Consider the following 25,946-nt stretch of genomic DNA (forward strand, 5'->3'; position numbering starts at 1 on the left):
GTCTGCGCGCGGTCATTGCCGCACGTCGGGCACGCGCGCGGCCAGCCAGCCGGCGGGCGTGGTCACCACGGCGGAGCCGGGGGTGCCGCGTCCCAGCATGAACTTCGGGATGGGCGAGCCGATCGCCTGGGTGCCCATGATCGTCGACTCCGGCCGCAGCACGAGCGCCTGCCGGGACCGTTTGGCCTCGACCACCGGCCCGCCGAACAAGGTCGACAGAGCATCACTGTCCGCGCCCACGATGAAAGCGGCACGATGCTTGACGCCGGTGAGGGCGTGCTCGATCGGCGCGTTCTTGTACTGGTCGGCATCGTCCACGACGATCGTGGTCAGCGCCCCGTCGGCGGGGAGCTGGGCTTCCAGTTCCGGGGGCGTCAGCAACGCGCTGTCCACGACCGCGATGCCGTGCGAGCGCGCGACCTCCGTCAACACCGACTCGCGGGCGGAGACGACGAGGAACGGCCCGCGTCCGCGCGAGGCCAGCTGGTGCAGGATCCCGGCGAGCGCCGTCGACCTCCCCGACCGCCGCGGCCCTGCCACGAGGAAGCCGCCCGCCCCGGGCCAGTCGACCGTGTAGCGGGAGAGGACGTCGCCGCCGACCGCGACGACGGGAGCGTCCTCGGGCCCCGAGTCACCCACCGGGAGCGCGAGCGCTTCACTCAGCGAGATGTAGCTCGGCAGCGGGTCCACGCGCAAGGCCGTCGGGAGATCCGCGAGCTCCGGGAAGGCGTCGAAGTGGTCGCGCACCTGCTCCACCGTGCGGCGCAGGAGCGTCGTCTGGGCTTCACCGGCGGTGTCGCGCGAGAGCGTGGCCAGTTGCGCCTCCGCTCCCCCGGCCCCGAAGAGCACCCGCCCGGGAGGCATGTCGGCCGGGATGTCCTTCGTCATGATGCCCGCGGTGCGGTAGTCCGAGAGGTCGCGCAGCGGCAAGACGTACTGCTCGTCGATGAATGCCGTGATCTTGTCGCCGGAGACGCCGCGGTCGCCGGTGATCAGCACGCGCACACCGACCGCGGGCCCCTCACGGAGGATCCTCATGAACTGGTCGCGGAAGGTCACGAGCTGATCGGGGTTCATCGTCGAGAGCATGCGCTCCCAGCCGTCGACGACCACGACTGCGTACGCCAGCCTGTCCTCCGGCCGGGCCTGCGCCCGCTGTTCCGAGATGTGGCCCACCCCGGCCGAGGCCATGACGGCCTGACGTCGTGCCAGGTCCTCCAGAAGCGCCTGGACGAGTCGCGGCAGCCGGTCGGCATCGAGCTGGGTGACCACCGCACCCGTGTGCGGCGCATCGACCAGAGGCAGGAGCGCGCCGTTTCCGAAGTCGACGACGTACATGTGCAGATCATTGGGGGCGAACTGCTGGATGAGCTGCGCGGTCATCATGCGCAGCGCGGAGGTGCGTCCCGACATCGACCCGCCGATGAACAGGACGTGGGAGGCCGACCGGGCATCCCACACGAGCGGATGCTGCGACTGTTCGCCCGGAACGTCTTCGAGACCGAGGACGATCGCGTGCTCGGGGATCGGCTCACCCTGGAAGCGGTCCAGCGGCAGCACCGTGGGGAGCGGAACGAGCCACGGCGACGGGTTCCTCCGGATACCCAGTTCCGCCGTCGCTCGCCCGATGAGGCCGACGATGGCGCGGAGGTCGGTGTCGTCGTGATCGGTGACCTCGCCGGCGGCCGACGGCGCCGGCGGGAACTTGGGGGTGAACCCGAGGGTGTCCCAGCGCAACGCCGCTTTGCGCGGCGCCATCCGGGTGGTGCGCTGCACGCCGGGGCGAAGACCCGCCACGCGCGCCGCCTGGAAGGCGACCGGCGCCGAGGAGGGCCCCATCCGCACGTACGCGCGTCCCGGCGTGGCCGGCGAGATGAGCGAGGCCTCCGGGGAGCCCAGCACGTCGGACGAGTCGGTGCGATCGGTCACCCGCAGCGCCACCCGCAGGTTGATGTTGGACTGCATCTCGGGAGTGACCACCCCGGCGGGGCGCTGGGTCGCCAGGATCAGGTTGACGCCGAGCGAACGTCCGACGCGGGCGATGCGCACGAGGCCGTCGATGAACTCGGGGAGCTCGGTGCGCAACTCAGCGAACTCGTCGATGACGATCATGAGGCGAGCGAGCCCCCGCGCGGCCGCCGTGTCGGCGTCCTTCGCCCAGGCGGCATCGATGTCCTTCGCTCCCATGTCGCGCAGCACGCGCTCGCGACGCTTGAGCTCGGCCTCCAGCGAGGCCAACGCGCGTTCGGTCTCTCGCGCGTCGAGGTTCGTCACCATTCCCACCGTGTGGGGCAGCCGCTCGCAGTCCGCGAACGCCGAGCCGCCCTTGTAGTCCACGAGCACGAAGTTCAAGGCGTCGGGACGGTTCGCGAGCGCCAAGGAGACGACGAGCGTCTGCAGGAACTCGGACTTTCCCGACCCGGTGGTTCCGGCTACAAGCGCGTGCGGACCGTCGCGGCTGATGTCGAGCGCGAACTCCCCGTCGCCGGTGGCGCCGACGACGACGAACGTGTTGCGTGGCTGCGTGGTCCAGCGACGGATCAGCGGCGACGGGTCCTCGAGATCCATCCGCATGAGGTCGACGAAGCGCACGGTGTCGGGGAGGATCGCGTCGTCCCCCACACCGCTGACGTGCCGCAGCGAGCACAGGCTCCGCGCGATCCGTTCGGCCCGCGGGATGGACATCCCGTCGAGGAGGACCACCGGGTGGTAGGCGCCGCCGGTCTCGACTCGCGCGATCGACGGGTCCAGCGGATCGATCTCGACGATGCTGCGTGCCTCCTCCGGGAGCCGGGCGCGCTCGGAGTCGATCGCCACGATGTGGATCCCCACCGCGGCACCCTGCTCCAAGAGGGGCACCATGCCGGGAAGCATGCGCGCGTCGCGGGCACCGTCGACGACGACGAGGATGTCCTCGGACGCGCCGGCCCCCTTCTGCCCCGCGACCCGTATCCGGTGCTCGAGGTCGACCGTGAGCTCCCGCAGGCGCTCCCGACGCGTGTCGTCGGTGTTGCCGATCGTGACAGGACCGGCTCCGGCCGGCTGGGTGTGGGGAAGCCACTGCGCGAACGACCAGTCCTCGGCGGCGTCGTCGGGGCAGATGACGACGATGCGTCCGTCGCGGGGAGACCGCAGCGACGCGAAGGAGACGACGACCGAGCGCACGAGCGAGGTGGCGGCGCTGCGGTCTCCCGCGATGCCGAGGACGCCGCGACGCAGGTCGGCGGCGATCGGTGACGGCGTGACGCCCACGCGATGGGCGACTCCCCGGTCCTTTCCTCCCCCCTCGAATCGGGCGTCGAGGTCGACTTCGCCGACGCCGATCCGCACGGCCATCGCGTCGGAGTCGGCCCGACGCCGCTCCCAGAGGCGCGACAACGGCGCGGTGGCGATGTCCTCGATCACGACGGCGTCGGGCATCCGATACCAGGAGCTGAGCCGCTGGCGGCGGGTGAGGTCGGCGATCCGGTCCCCGGCGGCGTGGACCTCGTCGATCCACTGCTGCTCGGTCTTCAGCCCCTTCTTCTTCGCGAGCTTGCGATTGGTCAGGAACGACCCGATCACCATGATGGGGCTCGCCGCCGCCATGAGGAGCATGATCGCGCGGCCGAAGACGAGCGCCATCGTCACCCCCAGCACGACCGGGATGATCGCCGAAAGCCACGGCAGGGGCGACTGATCGGGATCGTCCGGCTTCTCCCCCGGCAGGACGACGATCGGCGGCTCGGTGGGCGGCATGATGCGCGCCGGACGGTTGAAGGCGCGGTCGCCGAGCGGGTCGCGGCGGACGTCGGCGTCGGAGGCGGGGACGAACCCGAGGCGGAGGATGCTGGCACCCACCTGGACGAGGTCGGCGGGAGCGAAGGTCGTCGGTCCGGAGATCCTCTCTCCGTTCACCCAGACGGCGGCCTCAGGCCCGGCCGGCTCGATCTGCCCGGTCAGCGGGCCCCCGCCCTGGGTCTCCGCCGAGGTCGTGATCGATGCGTGCACCGGCAGCAGTCCCTCGTCGGCGATGACGAGGTCGGCGCCCGCGCTCCCCACGGTGAACGCGACGCCGCGGCGCAGGGCGATGGCCTCGCCGGAGAAGGGGCCGCCGACGATCGCCAGCCGGACGGCGCCCGGTTCCAGCGCCACCGGAGCCGCATCGGGCAGGATCATGCCGCCCGAGAGCACGGGAGCGGCAGCGAGGGGGTCGGTGGGCTCCGCTCCGGGTGCCAGCGCCCCCACCGGGACACCGAGTGCCTCCGCCGCCTCGGCGACCGTGGTCGCCTCGTCGGTCTCGAGGACCCACGAGCCTGCGGCCGACCGGCCTGCGCGACTGCCGACGGTGACTCTCATCGTCATGCGTTCTCCTCGTCGTGATTGGTCATCGGGCACCCACCCGGTCCAGCAACTCCGTGAAAGGGACGAAGAGGCCGCCGTCAGCGCCGCTCTTCTCCGTCGGCGGCGCCGGCGGGATGATCCGCATCGGCACCGTCGTGCGCTCCGGGGACGGTGCCATCGGAACCGGCCCGACGGCCTCCCCCTCCGGCACCAGTGTCACAGACCCCCACGCCTGGTCGGCGCCGGCGAGGACACGGAACGCGAACTGATCCGGCAGGGTCTTCCCGGCGTAGCGAGCCGTCCCGTCCGCGCAGGTGACCGTCCCGTGGACGGCGGCACCGCACCCCACCACGTCGACATCGGCCCCCGCGGCACTGCCCGCCAGCGCGGCCAGATCGATCTCGGCGCGGCCCTTCGCATCGACGGCCACGAACACGTCGCCCGCCCAGACCTGGTCGCGCGCGGGATAGACGAAGGCGACGATGCCCGTCTGCGTCTCGGAGCCCACATCGTCGCTGACTCCGACCCGGATCTCCGCGTCGCCGCGATAGTCACGTGAGGCGCGGAAGACGACGTGCGTCGGAGTCGTCCAGGCCGACCCCGCCTCTGCCGGCTCGACCCCGAGCACACGGGTCCCGCCCCCGTTGCCGCAGAGGGTGCACGCGAGCGAGAACTCCGAGAACGGCACCCGCAGGAGCGCTCCGGCAGCGACCGCCCGCTCGGGGATCGGACGCGCGGCGGGCGCCGGGGGCGGTTCGAGCGTGACACGATAGCGCACCGTCATCTTCCGCCCCGAGGCGGAGGGACCGGTGCCGGACAGCGTCACCGGGATCACCGTCGTGCCCGCGTCCGGGTCGTAGGTCTCGGCCGAAAGGACGATCGATTCCGCATCGCACGAGACCACCAGGTCGCTGACGGCACGAACGTCGGCGCACGAGGCGACGCGCCATGGGTACTGCGGCTCGATGGAGGCCGTGTCGCCGTAGGGGATCGCGACGTCGGCGGGCCCCGACGGCGTCGGCGCGTCCTCGGCGTCGGCCTGGGCGACTCCCGCACCACCGATGGCGAGCACGGCCGCGACGAGGAGCGCGACGATGCCGCGTCGATGTGCGCCCACGCGCCCTCCTGCCTCACCGGTCGTGCCGTATGCCTCGATATAGCATGGTACGGGCCGCACGGACCGTCCGCGGGCGCGGGCAACGGAGGGAACCGAATGACTGGACAGTCGGCGCCGTCGTCTCACGCGAGCATCGGCGACGAGCCCGGTCGCCCGCGCATCGGTGCGTCATCGGTGCGGGATCTCGGCTCGGGCGGCGCGCCGCTCCCGGAGATCGTGGAGGCCCCCGACCGGCAGCGTCCGTGGTGGCTCCACCCCGCGTTCCTCGTGTCGGTCATCACGACCTTCCTCGCACTGGCCGCCGCCGCCGCGTGGTGGATCGTCTCGATGGTCACCGACGACTCCGTGAAGGTCACCGGCCTCACCATCCGTTCCGAGACCGGCAACATCGTCTTGCACTGGGACGGCCCCGACGCGGACTACGCGCTGTACCAGGTCTCGGGGGGAGGCGAGGTCACCGACCTCAGCCAGATGGTGCGCGGAACCTCGGCATGGATCTTCTCCGCCGCCGCGCTGTACGACGACTCGAGCTGTTTCGTCGTCCGTCCCGCCTCTCGCACCGAGGCCGTCTCCCTCGACGCGGCAAGCCTTCAGGCGCAGAACGGCGCCGCGGCCTGCGTGGTCGACGCGCAATGAGGCGCCGGCCCGCGCTCGTACTCGCGGCCCTGCTCGCGGTGGCGATGCCGCTGTCGGCGTGCAGCCGTCCGGCCGATCCGCCGCCGACGCCCAGCGGCATCGATCTGCGCTCGGCCGACCCCGCCGACGGCAACGGCCTGTGGCTGCGCAGCGGCGCTGACGTGACGGCGATCGTCGCGCAGGCGGTGCGCGCCGGCGGCCCCGTCCACATCACCGGGCAGATCACGGAGATCGTCCAGCCCGACCCCGACGCGGATCCGCGGCGAGGACGCACCCTGTCGCTCGACTTCCACGGCACCGCATCGACCTACACCGCGACGATCACCGCGGGTGACGTGCGCGTCGCGGCGCTGGTGACCGCGGAAGGCAGTCGCGTGCGCGGCAACGCCGGGTTCGCGCGCGCGTTCGAGGGGCGCGCCGCGGATGAGGTCGTGTGCAGTTCGGGTCTGGATCCCGCGCTCGTCGATTTCGCTCCGCTCCTGGACCCGGCCGCGCTCGTGACCACGCTCCTCGGCAGCGGCGGCGTGGGAGCCAACCCTCCCGTCGGTGACGATGTCGACACGCTCGACGTCGTCACCGGGGAAGAGGGCTCCGTGGTGGGAGTTCTCACCGTCGAGCGCTACGGACCGCCGCTCCCCCGCTCGTTCGTCGCTGCCGACGCGAGCGGCGAGGGCGCCCTGACCTTCGCGGACTGGGGCAGCGAGCCCGACGTCGATGCCGCGGAGAAGACCCTTGCCTGTCCCGGCGCCGCCGGATGACGGGCCCGACCCGCACCCCGATGCCGGTGCGACAGTGACGATGGAGGATCGATGAAGGACGCCACGCTCTCCCCGCACCCCGACTTCGCGCTCCGCCGCTCTCCCGGACTGACGGCGGTCTTCGTCGCCCTGGCCGCGATCGCCCTCCTGGGCCTCGTCCTGTCGATCGTGTTCTACGGCGACCTCGCCCAGACCGAGACCGTGTCATGGCGGGGACGTTCGACGACCGCCTTCGCCGGGATCGTCGCTCCCGCGTCGGTGGGCCTGAGCGCCTTTGCCGCCTTCCTGTTCGGCTGGCTCGCCCTGTCGAGCTCCACGCGATGGGTGCGCCTGTCGACCGGGAGTGTGCTGCGCGGGTTCGAGCTCGTCGTCGACGGCGACGCATCCACCGCCGATGAGCTTCACCGTCGGCTGTCGACCGGGGATCCGGCGCAGTACCTGCCGATCCCGGTGTCCAAGCGCGGCGACCTGCGCGTTCACGTGTACCGCGCCGACGCGGATCGCCGCGCCTTCGTGACGATCGAGCAGCGCGGCAAGGGCGAACCGCGCACCTGGCCTCTCATCGAGCTGGCCGACCGTGGGTACGTGCAGATCAAGCGCCGCCGCGCCGAGGACTTCGCGAAGCCCTACGTGCCGGCCGGCGGCACCACCGATCCCCAGCTGCGGCCGTGAGCGATTCCGCTGCGTCGGCGCCGCGCCTGCCCGACTTCGCGGTGCGTGCCGACGAAGGACTCGTCTCCCGGGCACGCCGGTGGAACACCGGGCTCGTCACCGGCGCCGTGATCCTGCTGGTCGGCGCCGTCGCCGGCCTCGTGGCCATGATCGCAACGGGCTTCGGCTCCGGGTTCACCTATGCTCTCGCGGGCTTGTTCGTGGTTCTCTGCCTCGCCGTCCTGTGGACGTCGCGGTCCCGCACGCGCATGCTGCGCCTGCTCACGGGCGGTGACGGCGTGCTCCGCGCCGACGAGGGCGGCGTTCACCTGCCGGGCCTCGGCGAGATCGCCTGGGACGAGCTCGTGTTCATCTGCGTCACCGACCATCGGGAGAGGGTGCGCCGGCAGGCCCGGATCCCCGTGTTCGGCTGGGCCGGTCGCGCCGCCGTCAACGCCGGGAACGGCACGATCCTCTGCGAGCTCGCCGTCCGAGACGGCGAATCCCTTCGTTCTCGGGCTCGAGACACCGCCGCCGCGTCGCGGGTCACGCTGTACCCCCGCTGGCCCGACGGCCATCGCCGCGGCGTGATCCCTCTCCTCCTGGATGCGGTCTACGACGCCCACGACGTGCAAGCGGTCGTGATCGTGCTGTTCGGGGTCGCGAAGCAGCGCGGGATCGCCCATTCTCTCTTCGCGCAGCTCCCGCCGGCCATGCGCTGGAAGGGCCCTTACCTCGATGACGTGATCGCCGGAGGCATGCCTCGGTAGGTTCTCACCAGCCCGGCTGGCCCTGGCACGACTGACTCAGCGGGAAGAAGCCGGTGGTCGGCTCCTTGAACAGGCGCCAGGCCTCCCCCGCGTCTCCGGCGCGCGCGGCCTGCTCCATCCGATGCAGAGTCGCGACCGCCACGGGATGCCAACTCAGGTACGACTCCTCCTCGATGCCATCGGTGCCCTGTGCCAAGACGGACTGCACCACGGCGATCCGCTCACGCAGCACCGGCATCTCCGACGGCTTCATCGTCGCCAGAATGCCGGTCTCAACCAGATCGACTACCGGCTGCCGCAATGCCGCGCACCGCGCCTCGAGCGCAGCGCTGGTCATCGAGCGCCCCCCTCAGGGGCACGCGGCACGAACTCCGCCTTGTCGGTGCGCTTGCCCGACCGGAACAGCTCAAGCGCCGCGCCTGGTTCCAGGGACGAGGCGGCGAACATCACCGACTCATCGGCGGCGACATACAGAGTGACGCCACCGCGGGCCGGCTGCACCAACACGATCGCACCGTCTGACGGCAGCGCGAAGGCGTTCAACTCGACTCCCGGCCACAGGCGATGGATCAGCTCGGTACCGACGTCGATCAGTCGCTGCTGCGCGCTCGTCGGGTCGCCAAGCGGAACAGGACCGGAGGATGGTTCCTCCGCAGCAGCGGGCTCGGCGTCACGACGTGCGGACGTCTCCGCACCCAGATCGACGACCCGCCGCTCCTCGCGCAGATCGGTCAACTCGTCGGCGGGGACGGCCGATTCGTAGACTCCCGCATCCGTCTTGGTCATTCCCGCGTTCTCCGCCTCGAACATGTCGCGACCGACATAGACGATCTGCGCGGTCACCCCGTCGTCCGTCTCCTCGAGAGCGACGACCTGCACGGGTGCCTCATGCCACGTGGCGAGCACGCGCAACACGACGACATCGGTCAGCTCGTCTCGCGACACCTGCGTCCACCAGACGTCTCGAGCAGACTTCTCCCCGCCCTCGATCTCCTCGGCCGAGCACACGATGAGGCGCCCGTCGGGAAGAAGGTCGATCAGGTGCTCGCTCCCACGCCAGGTCGCGCGCATGCCCAGCAGGTGCGCGTTGAACACGGGTGTGGCCGGAAGGGTGACTCCCGGACCCGCGACCCACCCTTCGGCGACGTTGGCGTAGCCCGCGATCATCCGAGGCTCCTGATCGGCGGAGATTCGCCACACGGACGCCCCTGCGGGGATGCGCGAGGGCGCGGCCCACCACACCGGAACGAAACCCGCGGCGCTGTCGACGAACCCCGAGCCACTGGCGAAGGGCGCATGATCGATCATTGCCGCGGCCCCGTCGCCTTCGGCGGGCGACACGAGCATCAGGTCCGGCGACGGCGGAAGGTTGATGACGTCGCAGAACGCCTCGCCGGCAGCGAAGGGCGAGGACGGAAAACCGAGGCCCAACTCGGAGAAGAGCGACTCAGGACTGGGGGGAGAGGTCAGGTCGTCCAGGCGTACGACGTAGCCCGCGACCCACGACAGCCCGCGTCTCAGCCACGCGTCTTCACGCCCCGCAGTGACCGCCTTCGTGAGCTGACTCATCGATCTCCCTCTCGCTCGCTCTTTTCATCCAACCACGGTGCCCGCACGCTCTCCCATCGCGGAGAGATCCTCAGTCGGCCATCGTCGGCGGGAACCACGAGCTCCCACGTGCCCCGATCGAGCGAGGTGAAGCCGGCCGCCTGCGCACGTGCATCGCCCGTGCTGAGCATCACCCGCCCACCCGTTCCGGGCTCTGCGTCGACGGGGATCCCCCGATACGTTCCCGCGTAGCTCAATCTCTCGACCGGGAGTTCGACGTCGTCACCGACGGGGCGGACGAATCGATCGTGCCCGATCGGCTGGAAGCCGTCTCGGACGCTGTGAGGATCGCGGGTCATGATCTTCCAGCCGCCGCTCCTGATCACTTGGCAGTCACGACCCGCCGCCCGGACGTACAGACCCGGGGGCAACATCGCCGTCAACGCGCAGCACCGGTCATCACGAAACCAGCGCCCGCGTGGTAGATGCCCACCACGCGCGCACCATCAGGCCCGACGATCCACAACCGCGCGCCGTCGTTCAGGTCGAGACGGCCGTCGGCCTTGTACTCGGGACGCCACACATCGTCGGCGTTTGCGAGGAAGCCGTTTCCGGTCGCGGGTGCGCCATCGGTCGTCGTCCCCCCGAAGTCGGGCGAGAACGGGATCTGAAGCGCCTCCGGGTTGCTCGTCGTGAACTCGATGAAGCCGTACTCGGTCACGCCGGGCGCCTGGAACGGACTCGGAGAGCCATCGCTCATCGTGTAGTCCAGACGGAGATCGGCGATGATCTGTGACAGACCCGCCCAGGGATTCGCATCCGTGGCACGGATCACATATCCGGCCACCTGGGTGAAGCGATCGGGCCCTCGGAGATAGCGCGAGACGCTGTCGATCGGCATCACCTTGATCAAGGGAGTGCGCGAGGTCGGCGGCTCGATCAGCTCACGGATGGTCTGCAGAAGACTTCGGTCCGCCGCTGACAGGCTCGATGAAGGCGTGAGCCGCAGGTCGTGGACGTCTGCCGGCGAGCGCCCGTGCGACGTCAGGTAGTCGTCGATCCGGCTGTCCGAATCCACGCCGGCCGATCCTCGATCGTCCCCCGAAGCCACGGGCTGCGAGTCGCCGCCGTCGGATGCCGTCGCAGGGTGGGGAGTCGTCGCACCGTCGGTGGCGGTCGCGCCATCGGAAGCGGTCGCGCCACCAGCCGACGCGTCCGCAGCTGCATCGGCCACCGGGTGCACGGCCGTGCCGTCGGCGTTGACGAGAACGCCCTTGTCGATGGAGACGTCCCAGTTCGTCGCGTTCGGCTCGTGGGGCGGCCATCCGGAGCGGGTACCGGTCTGGGCGTCGAGAGCCCAGACGTTCGTTCCATCGAAGTATGCGTTGAACCAGTGACCGTCGCCGCTCGAACGATCGATACCCACGACGCAGTGCGATCCGGCTCCCCCGGCTCGCAGCGTCGCTTCGATCTGCGCCGGCGTGGCGGGTGTCTGCGGACGACCGGTGGCAGTAGCCATCTCCGCCATCGACAGGGTGGAGCCTCCAGGTGCCTCACGGACCGTTCCGCCGTTGAGCACGTCGTTGAGGATCGACGAGGTGTGGCCACAGTTCGTCGCGAATCCGTTGGAGGGGCTCGTCGGGTCGAAGTTCGGATTGATCGCGTCGAGCGCGGCGTCGATCTCGTCGGTGCTCAGCTCGGTCTTGTCGATACCGGCGGGATGGTCCGCATCGGGCGATCCCTCGCCGTCCTGCGAAGGCGCGTCCTGGCTCGGCGCGTCGGAGTCGGCGGAGGGCGACGCCTCGGGGGCGGTCGCATCCGGCGCGGCCGGCGACCCGGCATCCGGGCCCGTGGCGCTGGGAGCCTCCGGCGACGAAGCCGACGCGTCCGGAGACGAGGGCGCCGTGCCGAAGAGCGAGCTGCCGCTGGGGGTGCGCACGAAGGGCTTCGCAAAGAGACCACCCGCGGCTGCTGCGGCACCGGCGGTGGCGGCCGCCTGAGCCTCGACAGGAGGCACGTCACCGTCGGGAGCCGAGCCGTCGGGCGTGGAGCCGTCGGGCGTGGAGCCGTCGGGCGTCGTGGCCTCCGGCGAGGACGGCGCGTCGACCGGGAGTGCATCCGGGACCGCAGGAGCCTCGGCGTCGGGGCCCGTTGGTGCGTCGCTGTCAGGAGCCGTGGGGGCGTCGGCGTCGGGCGACGACGGCGACGAGGGCGCGGTCGGGACCGCACCGCCCGCGACGGGAGCGTCAGAGGACGGCGACGTCGGCGCATCGGCGCTCGGGGCGTCAACCGTGGATGCCGGAGCATCGGCCGTCGACGACGGCGCATCCGGAGCAGAAGGCGCATCGGCAGCGGACGGTGCGTCCGGCGCGGACGGCGCGGACGGCGCGTCCGGAGCGGACGGCGCATCCGGAGCCGACGGAGCATCGGGGGCCGTGGGCGCGTCCGGAGCCGTGGGCGCGTCCGGAGCGGACGGGGCCTCCGGAGCCGAAGGCGCGTCCGGAGCGGACGGGGCGTCGGGGGCACTCGGAGCCTCCGGAGTGCTCGGAGCCTCCGGAGCAGACGGTCCATCCGGGCTCGACGGCGCATCCGGAGCAGACGGGGCGTCGGGGCTCGACGGCGCATCCGGAGCAGACGGGGCGTCGGGGCTCGACGGCGCATCCGGAGCCGAAGGCGCATCCGGCGACGACGGCGCATCCGGGGTACTCGGCGCATCCGGAGCAGACGGCGCATCCGGGCCAGAGGGCGAAGACGGACCATCGCCACCCAGGCTGGCGGGCAGGTCGGGCGTCTGGGACGACACGTCGACCGAGCCGCCGTCGCCGGCCGAGGAACCCCCGTCGGCGGTGCCCGCACCCGGAGTAGGGCCATCGTTGTTCACGGTCACGCCAGAGCCGTCACCGACCGCGTTCGACGAGCCGCCCGAGGCTGCTCCCGGCGTCGGGCCGTCGGCGGTGACCGTCACGCCGCCGCCTCCCGCTGCCGCAGCCGTGCCGGATCCGCCCGCGCCGCCCGCGCCGGGAATGTTCCCGAGGCTGGGCGCGCTGGGCGCACCCGAACCGCCGCCCGTGGGCGTCGGACGGGCACCGCCGGGCTTTCCCGCCATCGCGCCGCCCAGGAGCGATCCGAGGACGACAGCGGACAGCGGGTTGAAGGGGGTGCCGTTGAGACCGGATTCGGCTCCGGCACTGACGAGGCCATCGACCGCGCCGCTCCCCATCTCCACGCTCACGTGCGTGACACGCTGGAGGCCGGTGGTGGTCACTCGCGAGGTCGCCGCGCCGCCCACGCGCGAGGCGAACCCGCCCGCGCCACCCCCGGCGGTGGCCGCCAGCGCAGCGGTCAGGATGTTCTGGGGCTGGTACGACGGATCGAGCGACCCCCGCACCACGTTGAAACCGGTCGTCGTGATCGCCGAGGCGAGACCGGCCGACAGCGCCTCCTTGGCCACGTGCACGCCGGCACGGATCGCCATGCGCGCGGCGCGGAGCGCGGCCATGATGAGCGTGCGGAGCTTCCGGCAGAGGTTCGCGATCTTGATCGCCCAGCGCATCACGGTGAACGCGATCTTCGCGGCCATCGCCGCAGCACCGGCACCGAAGGTCACCGCACCGAGCAGCGCGCCGACACCGATCTCGATGGCGATCTCGACGGCCATCTGCGCGATGAACCAGCCGATCTCCTCCCACGCCTTGTTCGTCTCGTCGATCATCGATCGCGCGAAGCCACCCATGGAGGACGCCGACTCGGAGAGACTGCGGAACGACTCCGACATCTTCGACTGGCAGGCAAGAATGCTGGCCTGCTGCGGGAGCGTGGCTGCCGCGGTGTTGGTGAACGCGGAGTCGATGCGGCCCTGCACGCGCGACATCGCGCCGGAGAGCTCATTCCACGCCGACTCGGCGGCACCGAGCTTCCCGGTGTCGGCGTCAGGGAGCCGCACACCGATCTGGGCGAGTGCGTCCTGCAGGAACTCGCCGAACTCACCCAGAGGCGTCGTGGGACCGGGACCCAAGGCGGAGGGAACCGACACCGAGACCCCGAACGGCACCGCGGTCTCCTCCGCAATGCTCGACTCGTCGGCGGAGCGGAACGCTCCCACCAGCTGCGCACCGTCGTAGGCGCGCCCCGTGTTCGCGAGTGCCGCGTCCAGAGTCTTCAGGGTGTTGGCCGCGTTGATGACGCCCTTCAGCACATCGCGGGCGTAACCGTCATAGCCGGGCTCACCGTCTTGACCGTGCGCGAAGACCTCCGCGGACTCCTCGTCACCGGCCATTCCCCCCGTGCCGCCGAGGGCCGACTGACAGGCCTGCGCGGCCTGCCACGCGGTCTGCGCGATCGAGTGCAACGTATTGCCGTCCGCGACGAGGCGGGCGGCGTTCAACTCCACTGCGGGCATCGGTCCCGACTCCCCTTCCGCCGCTCAGCCGAGCGACGATCTGATCTGATTCCAGGCGCTGTCGAGAGACTCGATCGTCTGCTCGTAGGCCTGACGTGCTCCATCCACCTGGTCCTGCAGTCCTTCCGCGGCCGCCGTCAGCGCCTCGGCGCCGAGCTGCCACTTCTCGAACATCGCCAGGAAGTTCGCCATCGCAGGCCCCTGCCACTCGGCCGGGAGCATGTACGCGAATCCGCTCGCGCCCTGCTTGAGGGCAGTGCAGTAGTTGACGAGTTCCCCGAGCGCTTGGGCCAAGGCTTGGAGGTCGGCGGTGTCCGCCTTCTGCTGACCCATCAGTCCACCTTCCCGACGGCTGCCGCCAGGTCGTCGAGGCCACCGCTGAGCTGCGCGGCCGAAACGTTGCCCGCATCGACACGGGCATCCACTGCGCTGACCGCGGCGCTGGAGCCATCCACCTGCGCCTCGACCCTGCCGGCGTCCACGACGGGGGCGCCGTCGGGGACGAGGGCGGGATCGATGTCCACCTCGATGACGGCGTCATCCTCGTCGGCGGGCGCCTCGCCGGTGCGCTGGCCCGAACTGGCACGCACTCCGCCACCGCCGACGAACGCGCCGCCGGCGGATTCCTCACCGCGACCGAAGAACTCCTCGATCAGCTCGGCGCGCTCCTCACCCGTGTCCACCCGCGCGTTGACGGTGCGGGCGGCTCCACCGACGTTGCGCACCGAGTCGATGCGGCCCGTGAAGCTGCGCTGCACTCCCGCCTCCGACTGCGTGTACGACCCGTCGGCGGCCACGAGGCCCGTCTGCAGCGCCACGAGGGATTGCCGAACCGCCGCCGAGGTGGCCAGGAACGTGTCCCACCCCTCAGCGAACTTGTCGGCGTCCTCGCCCTGCCAGCTGACGTCGACCGTGCGCTTGACGTGCGAGTCGACCGCCGACAGGTTCGCGTCGAACGTCGCGATCACCGTTCCCAGCAGCGACGACACCTCGCTCAGCGACGAGGCCCGTACCCGGAATGTCACCATGGGTCACTCCCTCCCCCGGTGCGATGAGTGCCTGAGGCACTCCCGCGAACTGATCAGCCGTTGAAGGTCGAGGCGATGGCGTTCTCGCTGTCCTCGTAGGACAGGGCAGCCTGGTTGAGGAGGTCGCTGATGCCCTGCAGCGACTCCTTCAGCTGGATGCCGGCCTGGTCCCACTGCGAGTAAAGCTCGTTGAAGGACTGCGAGGCGGTGCCGCCCCAGTCTCCGGAGATGAGTCCCTCGACGAGCGACTTCAGGTTGGACAGCTGCGACTCGATCGACTGCGAGCCGCTGGAAAGCTGCCCGGCGACGCCGGCGAGCGATTCGGATGTGACGCGGATCTCGGCCATGGGTACCCTCCCTGGGTGTTCTGTACGATCTCGGAGCCCGATCCGACATCGGGACCATCCGGTGGGTTCAGCCTAAACAGAGACCCCTGCGAACCCCAATGGGGAGAACTCCCCACTCGGCTCACCGGCGGAACCTGCGCCGAGTCGCGGCTCAGTACCAGAAGCTCAGCCGCGGCGCGCTCGACGTACGGAAGACGCGATCGATGCGATGGGGGTCCGCCGCACGGAGCCGGCCGGCTCGGGCCAGGGCGAGCGCGCTGACCCCGCCGAGGAACAGCGCCGACAGCTCTTCGATGCCGAGAGAGGCATCGGGCTGAGCGCCGGCGGGTGCCGGTGAGGCGGCCGCCGTGCCGTCGTTCCCGATCTCCAGGAGCACGGCGCCGCCGGTGATCCCGAGGGGGTCGTGCACGTCGAGGAGCAGCGTGTCCGCGGCGTCATAGCGTCGCCCCGCAAGAGCGGTCGGAACATCGAGGATCCGCAGGTAATGGTGGTCGCGCAGCGTGATCGTGACCGCTCGCTGGTCGGTGATCATCCACCACAGCGGCTCGTCCACGGCCAGCTCACTGGCACGGACGACCCCGATCAAGTCCATCGACAGAAGGAAGCGCCAGAGCGCGGCGTACGCGTCGTCGGTTGCGGCGAGCAGCTGCACGACGTCGAGCGTCGAGGCCGCGAAGTCGTCGTGATTCTCCGAGACCCGATACAGCGCAAGCCCGTCGATGGAGCCCTCCGCGCTCCGATACTGGAGCACACGCGTCTCCCCGGCCTTCTCGACGTCGGGACGGGTGCCGAAGAAGCGGTCCCAATGGCCGCCGGGCATCTGCACCTCGCCGGAGCGGGCGGGACGGATCCTGTCGTGCAGGACCTCGACCTGCGCGCGGCCCTGCTCCCGAGTGAGGAAGTCGATGCGGCCGCCCGGGAGGGGGCCGCGCCATCCTGCGCGGCGCGGGTCGATGCGCCAGTGCGCCGCGGGAACGGCCGGGGCGAACCCGAAACGCCCGTAGATCGACGACTCACTGACGGTGAGGGTGGCCACCGGGAGCCCCAGCTCGGCGGCGGTGCGCAGCTCTCCCGACATCAGGGAGCGCAGGAGCCCCCGCCGGCGGTGGGTCGGCGCGACGGTGACGGAGCTGATCGCACACGCCGTCAGCCGGTCGCCGGGGGTACTGAGCTCCGTCGTCCACGAGGCGAAGGTGGCGACGGGCTGCTCGGGAATCGGGGCCGCATCGTCGTACACCCCGAGCTTGCGGCGATAGGCGGATGCCGCGAAGAACGCGTCACGCTGCACGTCGGTGCGCTCGCCATCGAGAAAACCGCGCGACACGACCTCCAGCCAGGCGTCGGTCTGGGCACGAGACCCCTCGTCCACACGCGCGACCCGGAGCCCCTGATCGGAGATCTCGGCGAGGAGCCGAGAGTCCAGCGGAGCGTCGTGGTGTCGACCGTCGATCGTGGTCATGTCGCTCATCCTTCCGTCGAGACGATCCGGGCACCGGGCACCGGACCGTGGGTGGCGATCGCGGTGTGACCATCCCGGTTCAGTGCGTCGGCCAGGGACGCGGCCGCCGCGGCGTCATCGGTCAGGAAGCCCACGGTAGGGCCCGACCCCGACACGAGCGCCCCGCGCGCTCCGATCGCCATCCCGGCCTCGATCACCTCGCCGAGCGAGGGCCGGCGAGCCAGGGCGACGGCCTGGAGGTCGTTGCGCATCGCGGTGGCCAACGCCGCCGCGTCCCCCGCTCGGAGCGCCTGGAGCACCTCGGCATCGACGGTGGGCACGCCGCGGCGCGGCGCGATGTCCATCCGCTCCCGGAGCTCATCGAGCCCGGCATACGCCTCCGGAGTGGACATGCCGTCGTCCTGGGTGACGAGCACCCAATGGAACTTCCCGCGAACGAGAGCGGGAGCCAGCTGCTCTCCGCGACCGGTGCCGACCGCCGTGCCCCCGAGAAGCGCGAAGGGCACATCGGCACCGAGCCCCGCAGCCAGTTCGTGCAGCTGGCCGGAGGACAGCCCACCGTCGAGCAGCGCGTTCACGGCCACGAGCGCCGCCGCCGCGTCGGCCGATCCGCCTCCCATGCCGCCGGCCACGGGGACTCCCTTGTGGAGGTGCAGACGCACGCCCCCGTCCCAGCCCACCGCGTGGGCGACGGCGCGCGCGGCGCGCACGGCGAGGTTCGACCCGTCCAGGGGCACGTCGGACACGTCGACGTCGCCGGTCACCGTGACGGAGAACTCGTCGTCGTGCGAGGCCCAGACGTCCTCGAACAGCGCCAGTGCCTGATAGACCGAGGCGACCGGGTGGTAGCCGTCGTCCTGCAGGTCGCCCACGTCGAAGAAGACATTGACCTTGCCCGGCGCACGCACGTGGACGCGGCGCTCCTCCACTCGGCTGAGGCTCACGCGGTCGGCATCCAGAGCTCGCCGATCCCGGCGGCGATGACATCGATCCGCTCCAGCTCCTCGGCGTCGAAGGCAGGCCCCGTCACCGCCGCGAGGTTCTCGTCGATCTGCTCGGGGCGGGATGCGCCGATCAGGGCCGAGGAGACGACCTCGTCGCGCAGCACCCATTGCAGGGCGAGCTGCGCGAGGCTCTGGCCCCGGTCGCGGGCGATCACATCGAGGGCCCGCAGAGCGCTCAGCGCCTCGGGCGTGAGCTGTGAGCCGCTCAACGACGAGCGCTGCTGGGCGCGCGAGGCGGTGCCGTCTTCGAGGTACCGGCTCGTGAGCAGGCCCTGGGCGAGGGGGACGAAGGCGATCGCCCCCATCCCCTCCTGGCGCAGCACCCCGGTGAGGCCGTCCTCGATCCAGCGATCGAGGATCGAGTACGAGGGCTGATGGATCACCAGCGGGGTTCCCAGCGAACGGGCGATCGCCACGGCTTCCGCCGTCTGCTTCTCGCCATAGGACGAGATCCCGACGTACAGCGCCTTGCCCTGACGCACGAGAGCGTCCAGCGCCCCGATCGTCTCCTCCAGCGGAGTGACCGGATCGAACCGGTGCGAGTAGAAGACGTCGACGTAGTCGATCCCCATCCGGGTGAGGGACTGCTCGGCGCTCGCGATCAGGTACTTCCGCGAGCCCCACTGACCGTACGGGCCGTCCCACATGTCGTACCCGGCCTTCGACGAGATGATCAGCTCGTCGCGATAGGGCGCGAAGTCCTCCCGCATCATGCGACCGAAGTTGGTCTCGGCGGAGCCGTAGGGCGGCCCGTAGTTGTTGGCGAGGTCGAAGTGGGTGATGCCGCGATCGAACGCGTGCCGCAACAGGGCGCGCTGCCGGTCGAACGGGATGTTGTCACCGAAGTTCCACCACAGTCCGAGTGACACCGGCGGCAGATACAGGCCGCTGCGTCCGACTTGCCGGTACGTCGTGCCCTCGTATCGGTCGGGCGCAGCTCCATAGGGGCGGTGCAGGTCTCCGCCGCGGGACGGCGGGAAGCGGTTCTCGGTCACTCCCCCAGGCTAGCGAGGCTCGCGCTCGCGTGGGCGACGGCGACGTAGTCGTCGATCGTCAGCTCCTCGCCCCGCGCGGTGGGCGCGACCCCCGCCGCCTCCAGAATCGCGCTCGCCTGAGCGGCGGAGCCACCGAGCACGCCTGCGAGCGCCTGCCGGAGCATCTTCCGCCGCTGTTGGAAGGCCGCATCGACGATACGGAACGTACGCCGTCGCTCGGTCTCGTCGCCGCGCGGGGTCGCGTCGCGGTCGAACGCCACCAGCACGCTGTCCACGTTGGGCACGGGCCAGAAAACCTGGCGCGACACCGTTCCGGCCAGTCGCCACGCCCCGTACCAGGCTGCCTTGACGCTCGGCGCCCCGTAGATCTTCGAACCCGCCGGCGCAGCCAGACGTTCGCCCACCTCGGCCTGGACCATGACGACCCCGCGGCCGATCCCCGGGAAGTGCTCCATGAAGTGCAGCAGCACCGGGACACTCACGTTGTAGGGGAGGTTGGCCACCAGCACGTCGGGCTCTCCCGGAAGATCGGTGACGGCGAGCGCATCGGCGGCCACGACCGTCAGGGCGCCGTCGGGCACGCCGTGAGCCCGAGCGGTCGCGTCGAGGCGTGCCGCCAGGCGGCGATCGATCTCCACGGCGGTGACCCGGGCACCGGTCTCGAGGATCGCGAGGGTGAGGGACCCGAGTCCCGGCCCCACTTCGACGACACGATCGGCTGCCGTGACGCGCGCCACGGCGACGATCTTCCGGACGGTGTTGGCGTCGACGACGAAGTTCTGCCCCAGTTTCTTGGTCGGCGTCACATCGAGGTCGGCAGCGAGTGCACGGATCTCCGCCGCACCGAGCAGAGACACGGTCATCCCCCCAGCCTACTCAGCCGTCGCCGGCCGGTCACGCGGCCGCGGCCGCCTCCGCCGCACGGGGAAGGGCGGCCACGACCTCCGCGAGGACCGCGTCGTCATGGGCGGCCGTGAGGAACCACGCCTCGAACGCGGACGGCGGCAACGACACCCCTTCCGCGAGCATGGCATGGAAGAAACGGGCGTAGGCGGCGGCATCCTGCCGCTGCGCCGTGGCGTAGTCGGGCACTCCGGCGACGACGGCCTCGCCGAAGAAGACGCTGAAGAGAGTGCCCGCCTGCTGCACGACGTGCGGGACGCCGGTCGCATCGAGCGCCGCGTGGACCTCGGTGGCCACGAGGTCGGCAGCGCGAGCGATGCGGGCGTACACGTCGCCATCTGCCAGACGCAACGTCGCCAGTCCCGCCGCCACCGCGACCGGGTTCCCGCTCAGGGTGCCGGCCTGATACACCGGTCCGGTGGGCGCGAGCAGATCCATGACCTCCGCGCGTCCGCCGAGCGCGGCCACCGGAAGCCCGCCTCCGATCACTTTGCCGAAGGTCACGAGGTCGGGACGGACGTCTTCGCCTTCGGTGCGGAGGACCTCGGCGTAGCCGCCGGGAGCGGCCCGGAACCCCGTGAGCACCTCATCGCTGATCAGCAGGGCGCCCTCGCGGCGGCAGGTGTCGGCGAGGAAGGTCGTGAAGCCGGACTCCGGCGGCACGACGCCCATGTTGGCCGCGGCGGCCTCGGTGATGACGGCGGCGATCCGCCCCGCGTGGGCGGCGAAGGCGGCACGCACCGCCTCTCGATCGTTGTACGGGAGGACGAGCGTCTGGGCCGCGATGGCGTCGGGAACGCCCGCGGATCCGGGGAGCGCGAAGGTCGCAAGCCCCGATCCGGCAGCGGCGAGCAGCCCATCGGAATGGCCGTGGTAGTGCCCCGCGAACTTGATCAGCAGGTCACGTCCCGTGGCACCGCGCGCGAGACGGATGGCCGTCATCGTCGCCTCCGTCCCCGTCGAGACGAGACGCACCTTCTCGACGCCGGGCACCCGACTCGCGATCTCCTCGGCGAGCTCCGCCTCGGCCGCCGTCGGCGCGCCGAAGGAGAGCCCGCGCCGCGCGGCCTCGACGACGGCCTCCACGACCTGCGGGTGCGCATGCCCGAGGAGGGCCGGTCCCCAGCTCGCGACCAAGTCGACGTAGCGGCGGCCGTCAGCGTCGGTGACGCGAGCGCCCTCGGCGGAGCGGAGGAAGAGAGGCGTCCCTCCCACAGAGCCGTAAGCGCGGACCGGGGAGTCCACGCCGCCAGGGATCACCCGCAGGGCTCGGGCGAAGAGCTCCTCGTTGGCGGTCATGTCAGGTCCTCTCCGCGCGCCAGGCGCTGGGCCACCTCGACGGCCCAATAGGTCAGGATGGCATCGGCGCCGGCTCGCCGGATACCGACGAGGGTCTCCCCGATGGCGCGGTCGCGATCGATGAGTCCGGCGGCGGCTGCATGCTCGATCAGGGCGTACTCGCCCGACACCTGGTACGCCCAGACCGGCACCGGGGAGGCGTCGGCGACGCGGGCGAGGACGTCGAGGTAGGGTCCGGCGGGCTTGACCATGACGATGTCGGCACCCTCGGCGACGTCGGTGTCCGCTTCCCGAAGGCCCTCCCGCCCGTTCGCGGGGTCGAGTTGATAGGTGCGGCGATCTCCGTCGAGGGTGGACTCGACGGCATCGCGGAACGGACCGTAGAAGGCCGACGCGTATTTGGCGGCGTAAGCGAGGAGCACCACGTCGGTATGGCCGGCCTCGTCCAGGGCGTGGCGAACGGCGACGACCTGGCCGTCCATCATGCCGGACAGCCCCAACACGTCGGCCCCGGCCCGGGCCTGAGCCACCGCCATCCGCCCGTACACGGCGAGCGTGGCGTCGTTGTCCACCCGACCACGATCGTCGAGCACGCCGCAGTGGCCGTGGTCGGTGAACTCGTCCAGGCACAGATCGGCCTGCACGGTGAGGCGCCCCTGCGCCGCATCACGCGCCACCGTGATCGCACGGTTGAGGATGCCGTCGGGCGAGGTCGCGCCCGAGCCGACCGCGTCGCGGACGGCGGGGACGCCGAACAGCATGATGCCGCCGATCCCTGCACGTGCCGCCTCATCGACGACGTCGGCGAGGCCGTCGAGGGGGTGCTGCTCGACACCGGGCATGCTCGCGATGGGCTGGGCCTGGGCGATGCCCTCCTTCACGAAGACGGGGAGGATCAGGCGCCGCGGCGTGAGGTCGTGTTCGGCGAACAGGCGCCGGTGGGCCGCGGTCGTGCGCAGTCGGCGCAGCCGGCGATCGGGGAAGGCGGTCATCGGAATGTCTCCGTTCCTCCACCGGCGGTCATCCTGCCGGGCGAGATCGTATCGGGAGGGGTGGTCGTGAGGGCATCGGGCTGCGCGTCGAGCTCGGCGATGAGCGCGTCGATGCTCTGGTTGCGAGCGGTATAGGCCACCGTGAACCCCAGACGCTCGGCGTCTCGCGTCGTGCCGGGGCCGATGGAGGCCAGGAGCGTGCGGGGGGCGAGGACGCCGACCTGGCGCCGGAGCTCGCGTCCGACGCTGAGGGAGGTGAGGAGGACGACGTCGATCCTGCCCTCGCGGAGGTCGACCGCGATCTCGGGCTCCAAGTCGACGCCCACCGTCCGGTAGCCGATGCACGCGTCCACTGCGAACCCTCGGACCTCGAGCTCGTCCGAGACGACCGAGGTCGCGAGGTCGGAGCGCACCACGAGCGATCGGCCGGTTCGGCGGGGCTCACGCCCCGCGCACCACTGCGACACGAGCGCCCGAGCTGAGGCGTGGCCGACCGGGACGAAGGAGACCTCGTACCCGGCGGCGGCAGCCGCTCGCGCGGTCGCGGCGCCGACGACCGCCACGCGCACCGACGCGGGGAGACGGACCTCCGCGCGGCTCAGCTGCTCCACGGCGGCGGCACTCGTCAGGAACAGCCACTCGTACTCCCCCGCCGCCAGCGCCCGGAAGTCCCGATCGCGCGCCGCGATGTCGCGCGGGGGCACGGAGGCGATCAGGGGCGCCACGACGCCGATCGCCCCGCGGGCGGAGAGGCCGGCACGCACGCGCTCGCCCCACCCTCCTCCGCGAGGGATCAGCACGCGGGCGCCATCCAGGGCGCCCCGCTCCGCTCCCCCGTGCGACGCGACGGTCACGCTCCGCTCCCGGAGAGATCCGCGAGCTCACCGGCCCCGGCGCGCAGGAGCTCGTCGACGACGTCGACCGCAGCCGACCGTCGCGCCTCGTCGGTGGCGAGGGCTTCGGCGGGAAGACTCCGGGTCGCGCGCACCGCCTCGGAACCGTCGAGCGAGTAGACCTCCGCGAGCAGGGCGACTGCTTCTCCGTCCGAGTGCGCGCTGATCCCCACCGGCGCGGCGCAGCCGGCCTCCAGGAGGCGCAGGACCTCCCGCTCCCACAGCGCGTTGCGGGTCGAAACGGCGTCGCCGATGCGCGCGACGACCTCAGCGAGAGCGGGGTCGTCGGTGCGGACCTCCACCGCCAGCGCCCCCTGCCCGGCCGAGGTGGGCCACTCCGAGAGGGCGAACCGGTCGGTCGCCTCGCCGGTCAGCCCCATCCGCGTGAGCCCCGCCTCGGCGAGCACGGTCGCGTCGAACTCGCCGTCACGGACCTTGCGCAGGCGGGTGTCCACGTTGCCGCGGATGCCCCGGACGTCGAGATCGGGGCGGCGACGCCGGAGCTGGGCCACTCGGCGGGGCGAGCCGCTGCCGACGACCGCTCCCTGCGGCAGCATGTCGAGGGTGAGCCCGTCGCGCGCGCAGAGGACGTCGTTCTGCGGCGCCCGCGGCGGCACAGCGCCGATGACCAGGCCGTCCACCGGTGCGGTGGGGAGGTCTTTCATCGAGTGCACGACGAGATCGCATTCGCCCCGCAACAGCGCTTCGCGCAGGGCTGCAACGAAGACACCCGTTCCCCCGAGCTGCGCGAGCGGCCCGGTGAGCACATCGCCGTCCGTCGTGATGGGGACGAGCTCGACCTCGCGGCCGGTCGCCTCACGGAGAGCGTCGGCGACGTGCCCGGACTGCGTGGTTGCCAGCACGCTCGCGCGCGTCCCCAGGCGCAGCGGAGTGCTCATGGCGCGATCCCGGCGAGGGCCGGCTGGAAGCCGAGCCGCTTGTTCTCGCAGCACCCGGGCCGGCACACGTCGTACCACGGGCCCAGGTCGGTCAGATGGGGTCGCTCATCGGCGGGGGTTCCCGCCAGCCGCTCTTCGATGAGGTCGACGAGGCCCGCCACGTACGCGGGATGGGTCCCCGGCGTCGCGGTGCGCACGGCGACCAGCCCGAGCTCCTCCGCGGTCTCGAGGGCTTCGGTGTCGAGGTCCCAGAGCACCTCCATATGATCGCTCACGAACCCGAGCGGAACGATCAGAACCGCGCGGCGGCCGCGGGCGGGAAGCTCCCGCAGGGCATCGTTGATGTCGGGTTCGAGCCACGGGACCTGCGGCGGGCCCGACCGGCTCTGGAACACGAGCTGCCACGAGCTGTCGATCCCGAGCTGGGACATGATCTGCGCGGCCACCGCCGTGTGCTGGGCGACGTAGGCGCCGCCGGCCCCGAACGCACGCTCGGGAGGTCCGGAGCGGTCGGCGTCGGCATCGGGGATGGAGTGCGTCGAGAACAGCACCTCGACCTCTCCGGCGAGGTCGGTGATCCCGCGCTCGGCGAGCGCGTCGATCCCGGCACGGATCCCCTCGACGAAGGGCGTCACGAAGCCGGGGTGGTCGAAGAACTGACGCACCTTGTCGATCTCCACCTCACCCGCCAGCCCCGTCGCCGCGACCGCGTCGGCCAGGTCCTCGCGATACTGCCGGCACGACGAGTACGACGAGTACGCGCTGGTGGCGATCGCGAGCAGTCGCCGGTGGCCGGCGGAGTGGGCGTCTCCGAGTGCGTCGGCGACGTAGGGCATCCAATTGCGGTTGCCCCAGTACACGGGGATGTCCCGCCCGCGTCGGGCGAGCTCGGCGTCCAGCGCCGCCTTCAGCGCCCGGTTCTGATCGTTGATGGGCGATACGCCGCCGAAGTGCCGGTAGTGGTGCGCGACCTCTTCCAGACGCTCGTCAGGGATGCCGCGACCGGCGGTGACGTTGCGGAGGAAGGGGATCACGTCGTCCTGACCTTCCGGACCCCCGAATCCGAGGAGGAGCACACCGTCGTACGCGACGGCCTCCGTGGCGTGCGGCTCGCCGGCGCAGGTGGCGGCCGTGGCGGCGGGCACGCGGCACCCGGGCGCGCAGTCCGGGGCCGCCTCGGCGCGCGGGGGCTTGGGGCGGAACGGCTCGCGGATGATCTCGGCCATCAGGACAGCACCTCCGCGAGCTCGGCGATCTCCACTCGACGGCCCGTGTAGAACGGAACCTCTTCTCGCACGTGTCGGCGCGCCTCGGTCGCGCGCAGATCGCGCATGAGGTCGACGAGGCTGAGAAGGTTGTCGCTCTCCAACGGCAGCAACCACTCGTAATCGCTCAGCGCGAAGGTGGAGACGGTGTTGGCCACCACATCGGTGAACCGGGCACCCTGGCGGCCGTGCTCGGCGAGCATCTGCGCCCGCTCCGCTTCCGGGAGGAGGTACCACTCGTAGCTGCGCACGAAGGGGTACAGACAGAGCCACTCCCGCGGCTCCTCCCCCCGCAGGTAGCCGGGAACGTGTCGCTTGTTGAACTCCGCCTCGCGGTGCACCCCCATCGCGCTCCACTCGCACGAGAAGTCCGCCAGCACCTCGGTGCGTCGGAGCGCCCGGAGCCCGTGCTGGAGGGCTGCGGCGTCTTCCCCGTGCAGCCACACCATGAGGTCGGCGTCGGCCCGCATTCCCGTGACGTCGTAGAGGCCGCGAAGGGTGACCCCCTTCGCCGCGACCTCTGCGATCCGATCGCCGAGCGCATCCAGGCCCGACGTCGACGGGGCGGACGAACGGGGCCGCGGTCCGCGGAGGATCGCGAACAGCGTGTATCCGACGAGGTTCTCTTCGGTCATGGTGTTCTTCCTGTTCGAGGGATGG

23 protein-coding genes are annotated in these 25,946 nt (G+C 71.3%); 4 read left to right on the top strand and 19 right to left on the bottom strand.

Annotated elements, in window-relative coordinates:
• Positions 1–12: 12 nt before the first annotated feature.
• Positions 13–4,344 (bottom strand): FtsK/SpoIIIE domain-containing protein, encoded by a 4,332-nt coding sequence (locus AVP41_RS04680; protein WP_067161411.1) that lies wholly within the window; start codon positions 4,342–4,344, stop codon positions 13–15.
• 22 nt (positions 4,345–4,366) lie between these two features.
• A complete protein-coding gene (locus AVP41_RS04685; RefSeq protein WP_067161414.1) occupies positions 4,367–5,440 on the bottom strand; it encodes a hypothetical protein in 1,074 nt (357 codons plus the stop codon).
• A gap of 96 nt (positions 5,441–5,536) precedes the next feature.
• Between AVP41_RS04685 and AVP41_RS04690 the strand changes: the two genes are divergently transcribed.
• Genes AVP41_RS04690 through AVP41_RS04705 form a run of 4 tightly spaced genes read left to right on the top strand, consistent with a single transcriptional unit; the run spans position 5,537 to position 8,255 of the window.
• Positions 5,537–6,076, top strand: a complete 540-nt coding sequence (locus AVP41_RS04690) for a hypothetical protein (RefSeq protein ID WP_067161417.1) — start codon at positions 5,537–5,539, stop codon at positions 6,074–6,076.
• Positions 6,073–6,834 carry a hypothetical protein gene (locus tag AVP41_RS04695; RefSeq protein ID WP_067161419.1) on the top strand — a complete coding sequence of 254 codons (762 nt, stop codon included), beginning with the start codon at positions 6,073–6,075 and terminating at the stop codon, positions 6,832–6,834. The genes AVP41_RS04690 and AVP41_RS04695 overlap by 4 nt, the downstream gene beginning before the upstream one ends.
• A gap of 51 nt (positions 6,835–6,885) precedes the next feature.
• On the top strand, positions 6,886–7,506 hold the full coding sequence (locus AVP41_RS04700) for a hypothetical protein (RefSeq protein WP_067161422.1): 621 nt from the start codon (positions 6,886–6,888) through the stop codon (positions 7,504–7,506).
• Entirely contained in the window at positions 7,503–8,255 is a 753-nt protein-coding gene (locus AVP41_RS04705) for a hypothetical protein (RefSeq protein WP_067161425.1), read from the top strand. Before AVP41_RS04700 ends, AVP41_RS04705 begins: the two co-directional genes overlap by 4 nt.
• Positions 8,256–8,259: 4 nt before the next feature.
• Here AVP41_RS04705 and AVP41_RS04710 read toward each other — a convergent pair whose 3' ends face one another.
• The 17 genes from AVP41_RS04710 to hemQ all read right to left on the bottom strand — a co-directional run bounded on the left by AVP41_RS04710 (position 8,260) and on the right by hemQ (position 25,921).
• A complete protein-coding gene (locus AVP41_RS04710) occupies positions 8,260–8,592 on the bottom strand; it encodes a hypothetical protein (protein ID WP_067161428.1) in 333 nt (110 codons plus the stop codon).
• The gene (locus AVP41_RS04715) at positions 8,589–9,824 is read right to left on the bottom strand and encodes a hypothetical protein (RefSeq protein ID WP_067161431.1); all 1,236 of its coding nucleotides are present in this window, start codon (positions 9,822–9,824) and stop codon (positions 8,589–8,591) included. Before AVP41_RS04715 ends, AVP41_RS04710 begins: the two co-directional genes overlap by 4 nt.
• Complete coding sequence (locus tag AVP41_RS04720) at positions 9,821–10,162, bottom strand: hypothetical protein (protein WP_067161434.1); 342 nt, start codon at positions 10,160–10,162, stop codon at positions 9,821–9,823. Before AVP41_RS04720 ends, AVP41_RS04715 begins: the two co-directional genes overlap by 4 nt.
• Before the next feature lie 80 nt (positions 10,163–10,242).
• Entirely contained in the window at positions 10,243–14,202 is a 3,960-nt protein-coding gene (locus AVP41_RS16910; protein ID WP_231902661.1) for a hypothetical protein, read from the bottom strand.
• Between the two features lie 24 nt (positions 14,203–14,226).
• Entirely contained in the window at positions 14,227–14,535 is a 309-nt protein-coding gene (locus AVP41_RS04730; protein ID WP_067161440.1) for a WXG100 family type VII secretion target, read from the bottom strand.
• The gene (locus AVP41_RS04735) at positions 14,535–15,230 is read right to left on the bottom strand and encodes a WXG100 family type VII secretion target (RefSeq protein ID WP_067161443.1); all 696 of its coding nucleotides are present in this window, start codon (positions 15,228–15,230) and stop codon (positions 14,535–14,537) included. Before AVP41_RS04735 ends, AVP41_RS04730 begins: the two co-directional genes overlap by 1 nt.
• A gap of 53 nt (positions 15,231–15,283) precedes the next feature.
• Entirely contained in the window at positions 15,284–15,577 is a 294-nt protein-coding gene (locus AVP41_RS04740) for a WXG100 family type VII secretion target (RefSeq protein ID WP_067161446.1), read from the bottom strand.
• A gap of 151 nt (positions 15,578–15,728) precedes the next feature.
• Positions 15,729–17,036, bottom strand: a complete 1,308-nt coding sequence (locus AVP41_RS04745) for a GNAT family N-acetyltransferase (RefSeq protein WP_067161449.1) — start codon at positions 17,034–17,036, stop codon at positions 15,729–15,731.
• Positions 17,037–17,041: 5 nt separating this feature from the next.
• A complete protein-coding gene (locus tag AVP41_RS04750) occupies positions 17,042–17,980 on the bottom strand; it encodes a 4-(cytidine 5'-diphospho)-2-C-methyl-D-erythritol kinase (RefSeq protein WP_067161452.1) in 939 nt (312 codons plus the stop codon).
• On the bottom strand, positions 17,977–19,035 hold the full coding sequence (locus AVP41_RS04755; protein WP_067161455.1) for an aldo/keto reductase: 1,059 nt from the start codon (positions 19,033–19,035) through the stop codon (positions 17,977–17,979). Before AVP41_RS04755 ends, AVP41_RS04750 begins: the two co-directional genes overlap by 4 nt.
• Entirely contained in the window at positions 19,032–19,898 is an 867-nt protein-coding gene (gene rsmA, locus AVP41_RS04760) for a 16S rRNA (adenine(1518)-N(6)/adenine(1519)-N(6))-dimethyltransferase RsmA (RefSeq protein WP_067161457.1), read from the bottom strand. Before rsmA ends, AVP41_RS04755 begins: the two co-directional genes overlap by 4 nt.
• 31 nt (positions 19,899–19,929) lie before the next feature.
• Positions 19,930–21,237, bottom strand: coding sequence for a glutamate-1-semialdehyde 2,1-aminomutase (gene hemL / locus AVP41_RS04765; RefSeq protein WP_067161460.1), 1,308 nt, complete (start codon positions 21,235–21,237; stop codon positions 19,930–19,932).
• Entirely contained in the window at positions 21,234–22,229 is a 996-nt protein-coding gene (gene hemB / locus AVP41_RS04770) for a porphobilinogen synthase (protein ID WP_067161463.1), read from the bottom strand. The genes hemL and hemB overlap by 4 nt, the downstream gene beginning before the upstream one ends.
• Positions 22,226–23,083: a uroporphyrinogen-III synthase gene (locus AVP41_RS04775; protein ID WP_082829010.1), complete on the bottom strand. Its 858-nt coding sequence runs from the start codon at positions 23,081–23,083 to the stop codon at positions 22,226–22,228. The genes hemB and AVP41_RS04775 overlap by 4 nt, the downstream gene beginning before the upstream one ends.
• Positions 23,080–24,021 carry a hydroxymethylbilane synthase gene (gene hemC / locus AVP41_RS04780; protein WP_067161466.1) on the bottom strand — a complete coding sequence of 314 codons (942 nt, stop codon included), beginning with the start codon at positions 24,019–24,021 and terminating at the stop codon, positions 23,080–23,082. The genes AVP41_RS04775 and hemC overlap by 4 nt, the downstream gene beginning before the upstream one ends.
• Entirely contained in the window at positions 24,018–25,247 is a 1,230-nt protein-coding gene (locus tag AVP41_RS04785) for a ferrochelatase (protein WP_067161468.1), read from the bottom strand. Before AVP41_RS04785 ends, hemC begins: the two co-directional genes overlap by 4 nt.
• Entirely contained in the window at positions 25,247–25,921 is a 675-nt protein-coding gene (gene hemQ / locus AVP41_RS04790) for a hydrogen peroxide-dependent heme synthase (RefSeq protein ID WP_067162798.1), read from the bottom strand. Before hemQ ends, AVP41_RS04785 begins: the two co-directional genes overlap by 1 nt.
• Positions 25,922–25,946 lie beyond the last annotated feature (25 nt).

The sequence above is a fragment of the Microbacterium sp. TNHR37B genome (assembly GCF_001620065.1).
In the GTDB taxonomy this organism is placed as follows: Bacteria; Actinomycetota; Actinomycetes; order Actinomycetales; family Microbacteriaceae; genus Microbacterium.

Bases quoted from the DNA above. Each gene is read 5' to 3' on its own strand.
- AVP41_RS04680 (WP_067161411.1), bottom strand. From the start codon at position 4,344: ATGACGATGAGAGTCACCGTCGGCAGTCGCGCAGGCCGGTCGGCCGCA.
- AVP41_RS04690 (WP_067161417.1), top strand. From the start codon at position 5,537: ATGACTGGACAGTCGGCGCCGTCGTCTCACGCGAGCATCGGCGACGAG.
- AVP41_RS04695 (WP_067161419.1), top strand. From the start codon at position 6,073: ATGAGGCGCCGGCCCGCGCTCGTACTCGCGGCCCTGCTCGCGGTGGCG.
- AVP41_RS04700 (WP_067161422.1), top strand. From the start codon at position 6,886: ATGAAGGACGCCACGCTCTCCCCGCACCCCGACTTCGCGCTCCGCCGC.
- AVP41_RS04710 (WP_067161428.1), bottom strand. From the start codon at position 8,592: ATGACCAGCGCTGCGCTCGAGGCGCGGTGCGCGGCATTGCGGCAGCCG.
- AVP41_RS04715 (WP_067161431.1), bottom strand. From the start codon at position 9,824: ATGAGTCAGCTCACGAAGGCGGTCACTGCGGGGCGTGAAGACGCGTGG.
- AVP41_RS04720 (WP_067161434.1), bottom strand. From the start codon at position 10,162: ATGACCCGCGATCCTCACAGCGTCCGAGACGGCTTCCAGCCGATCGGG.
- AVP41_RS16910 (WP_231902661.1), bottom strand. From the start codon at position 14,202: ATGCCCGCAGTGGAGTTGAACGCCGCCCGCCTCGTCGCGGACGGCAAT.
- AVP41_RS04730 (WP_067161440.1), bottom strand. From the start codon at position 14,535: ATGGGTCAGCAGAAGGCGGACACCGCCGACCTCCAAGCCTTGGCCCAA.
- AVP41_RS04735 (WP_067161443.1), bottom strand. From the start codon at position 15,230: ATGGTGACATTCCGGGTACGGGCCTCGTCGCTGAGCGAGGTGTCGTCG.
- AVP41_RS04740 (WP_067161446.1), bottom strand. From the start codon at position 15,577: ATGGCCGAGATCCGCGTCACATCCGAATCGCTCGCCGGCGTCGCCGGG.
- AVP41_RS04745 (WP_067161449.1), bottom strand. From the start codon at position 17,036: ATGACCACGATCGACGGTCGACACCACGACGCTCCGCTGGACTCTCGG.
- rsmA (WP_067161457.1), bottom strand. From the start codon at position 19,898: ATGACCGTGTCTCTGCTCGGTGCGGCGGAGATCCGTGCACTCGCTGCC.
- hemL (WP_067161460.1), bottom strand. From the start codon at position 21,237: ATGACCGCCAACGAGGAGCTCTTCGCCCGAGCCCTGCGGGTGATCCCT.
- hemB (WP_067161463.1), bottom strand. From the start codon at position 22,229: ATGACCGCCTTCCCCGATCGCCGGCTGCGCCGACTGCGCACGACCGCG.
- hemC (WP_067161466.1), bottom strand. From the start codon at position 24,021: ATGAGCACTCCGCTGCGCCTGGGGACGCGCGCGAGCGTGCTGGCAACC.
- AVP41_RS04785 (WP_067161468.1), bottom strand. From the start codon at position 25,247: ATGGCCGAGATCATCCGCGAGCCGTTCCGCCCCAAGCCCCCGCGCGCC.
- hemQ (WP_067162798.1), bottom strand. From the start codon at position 25,921: ATGACCGAAGAGAACCTCGTCGGATACACGCTGTTCGCGATCCTCCGC.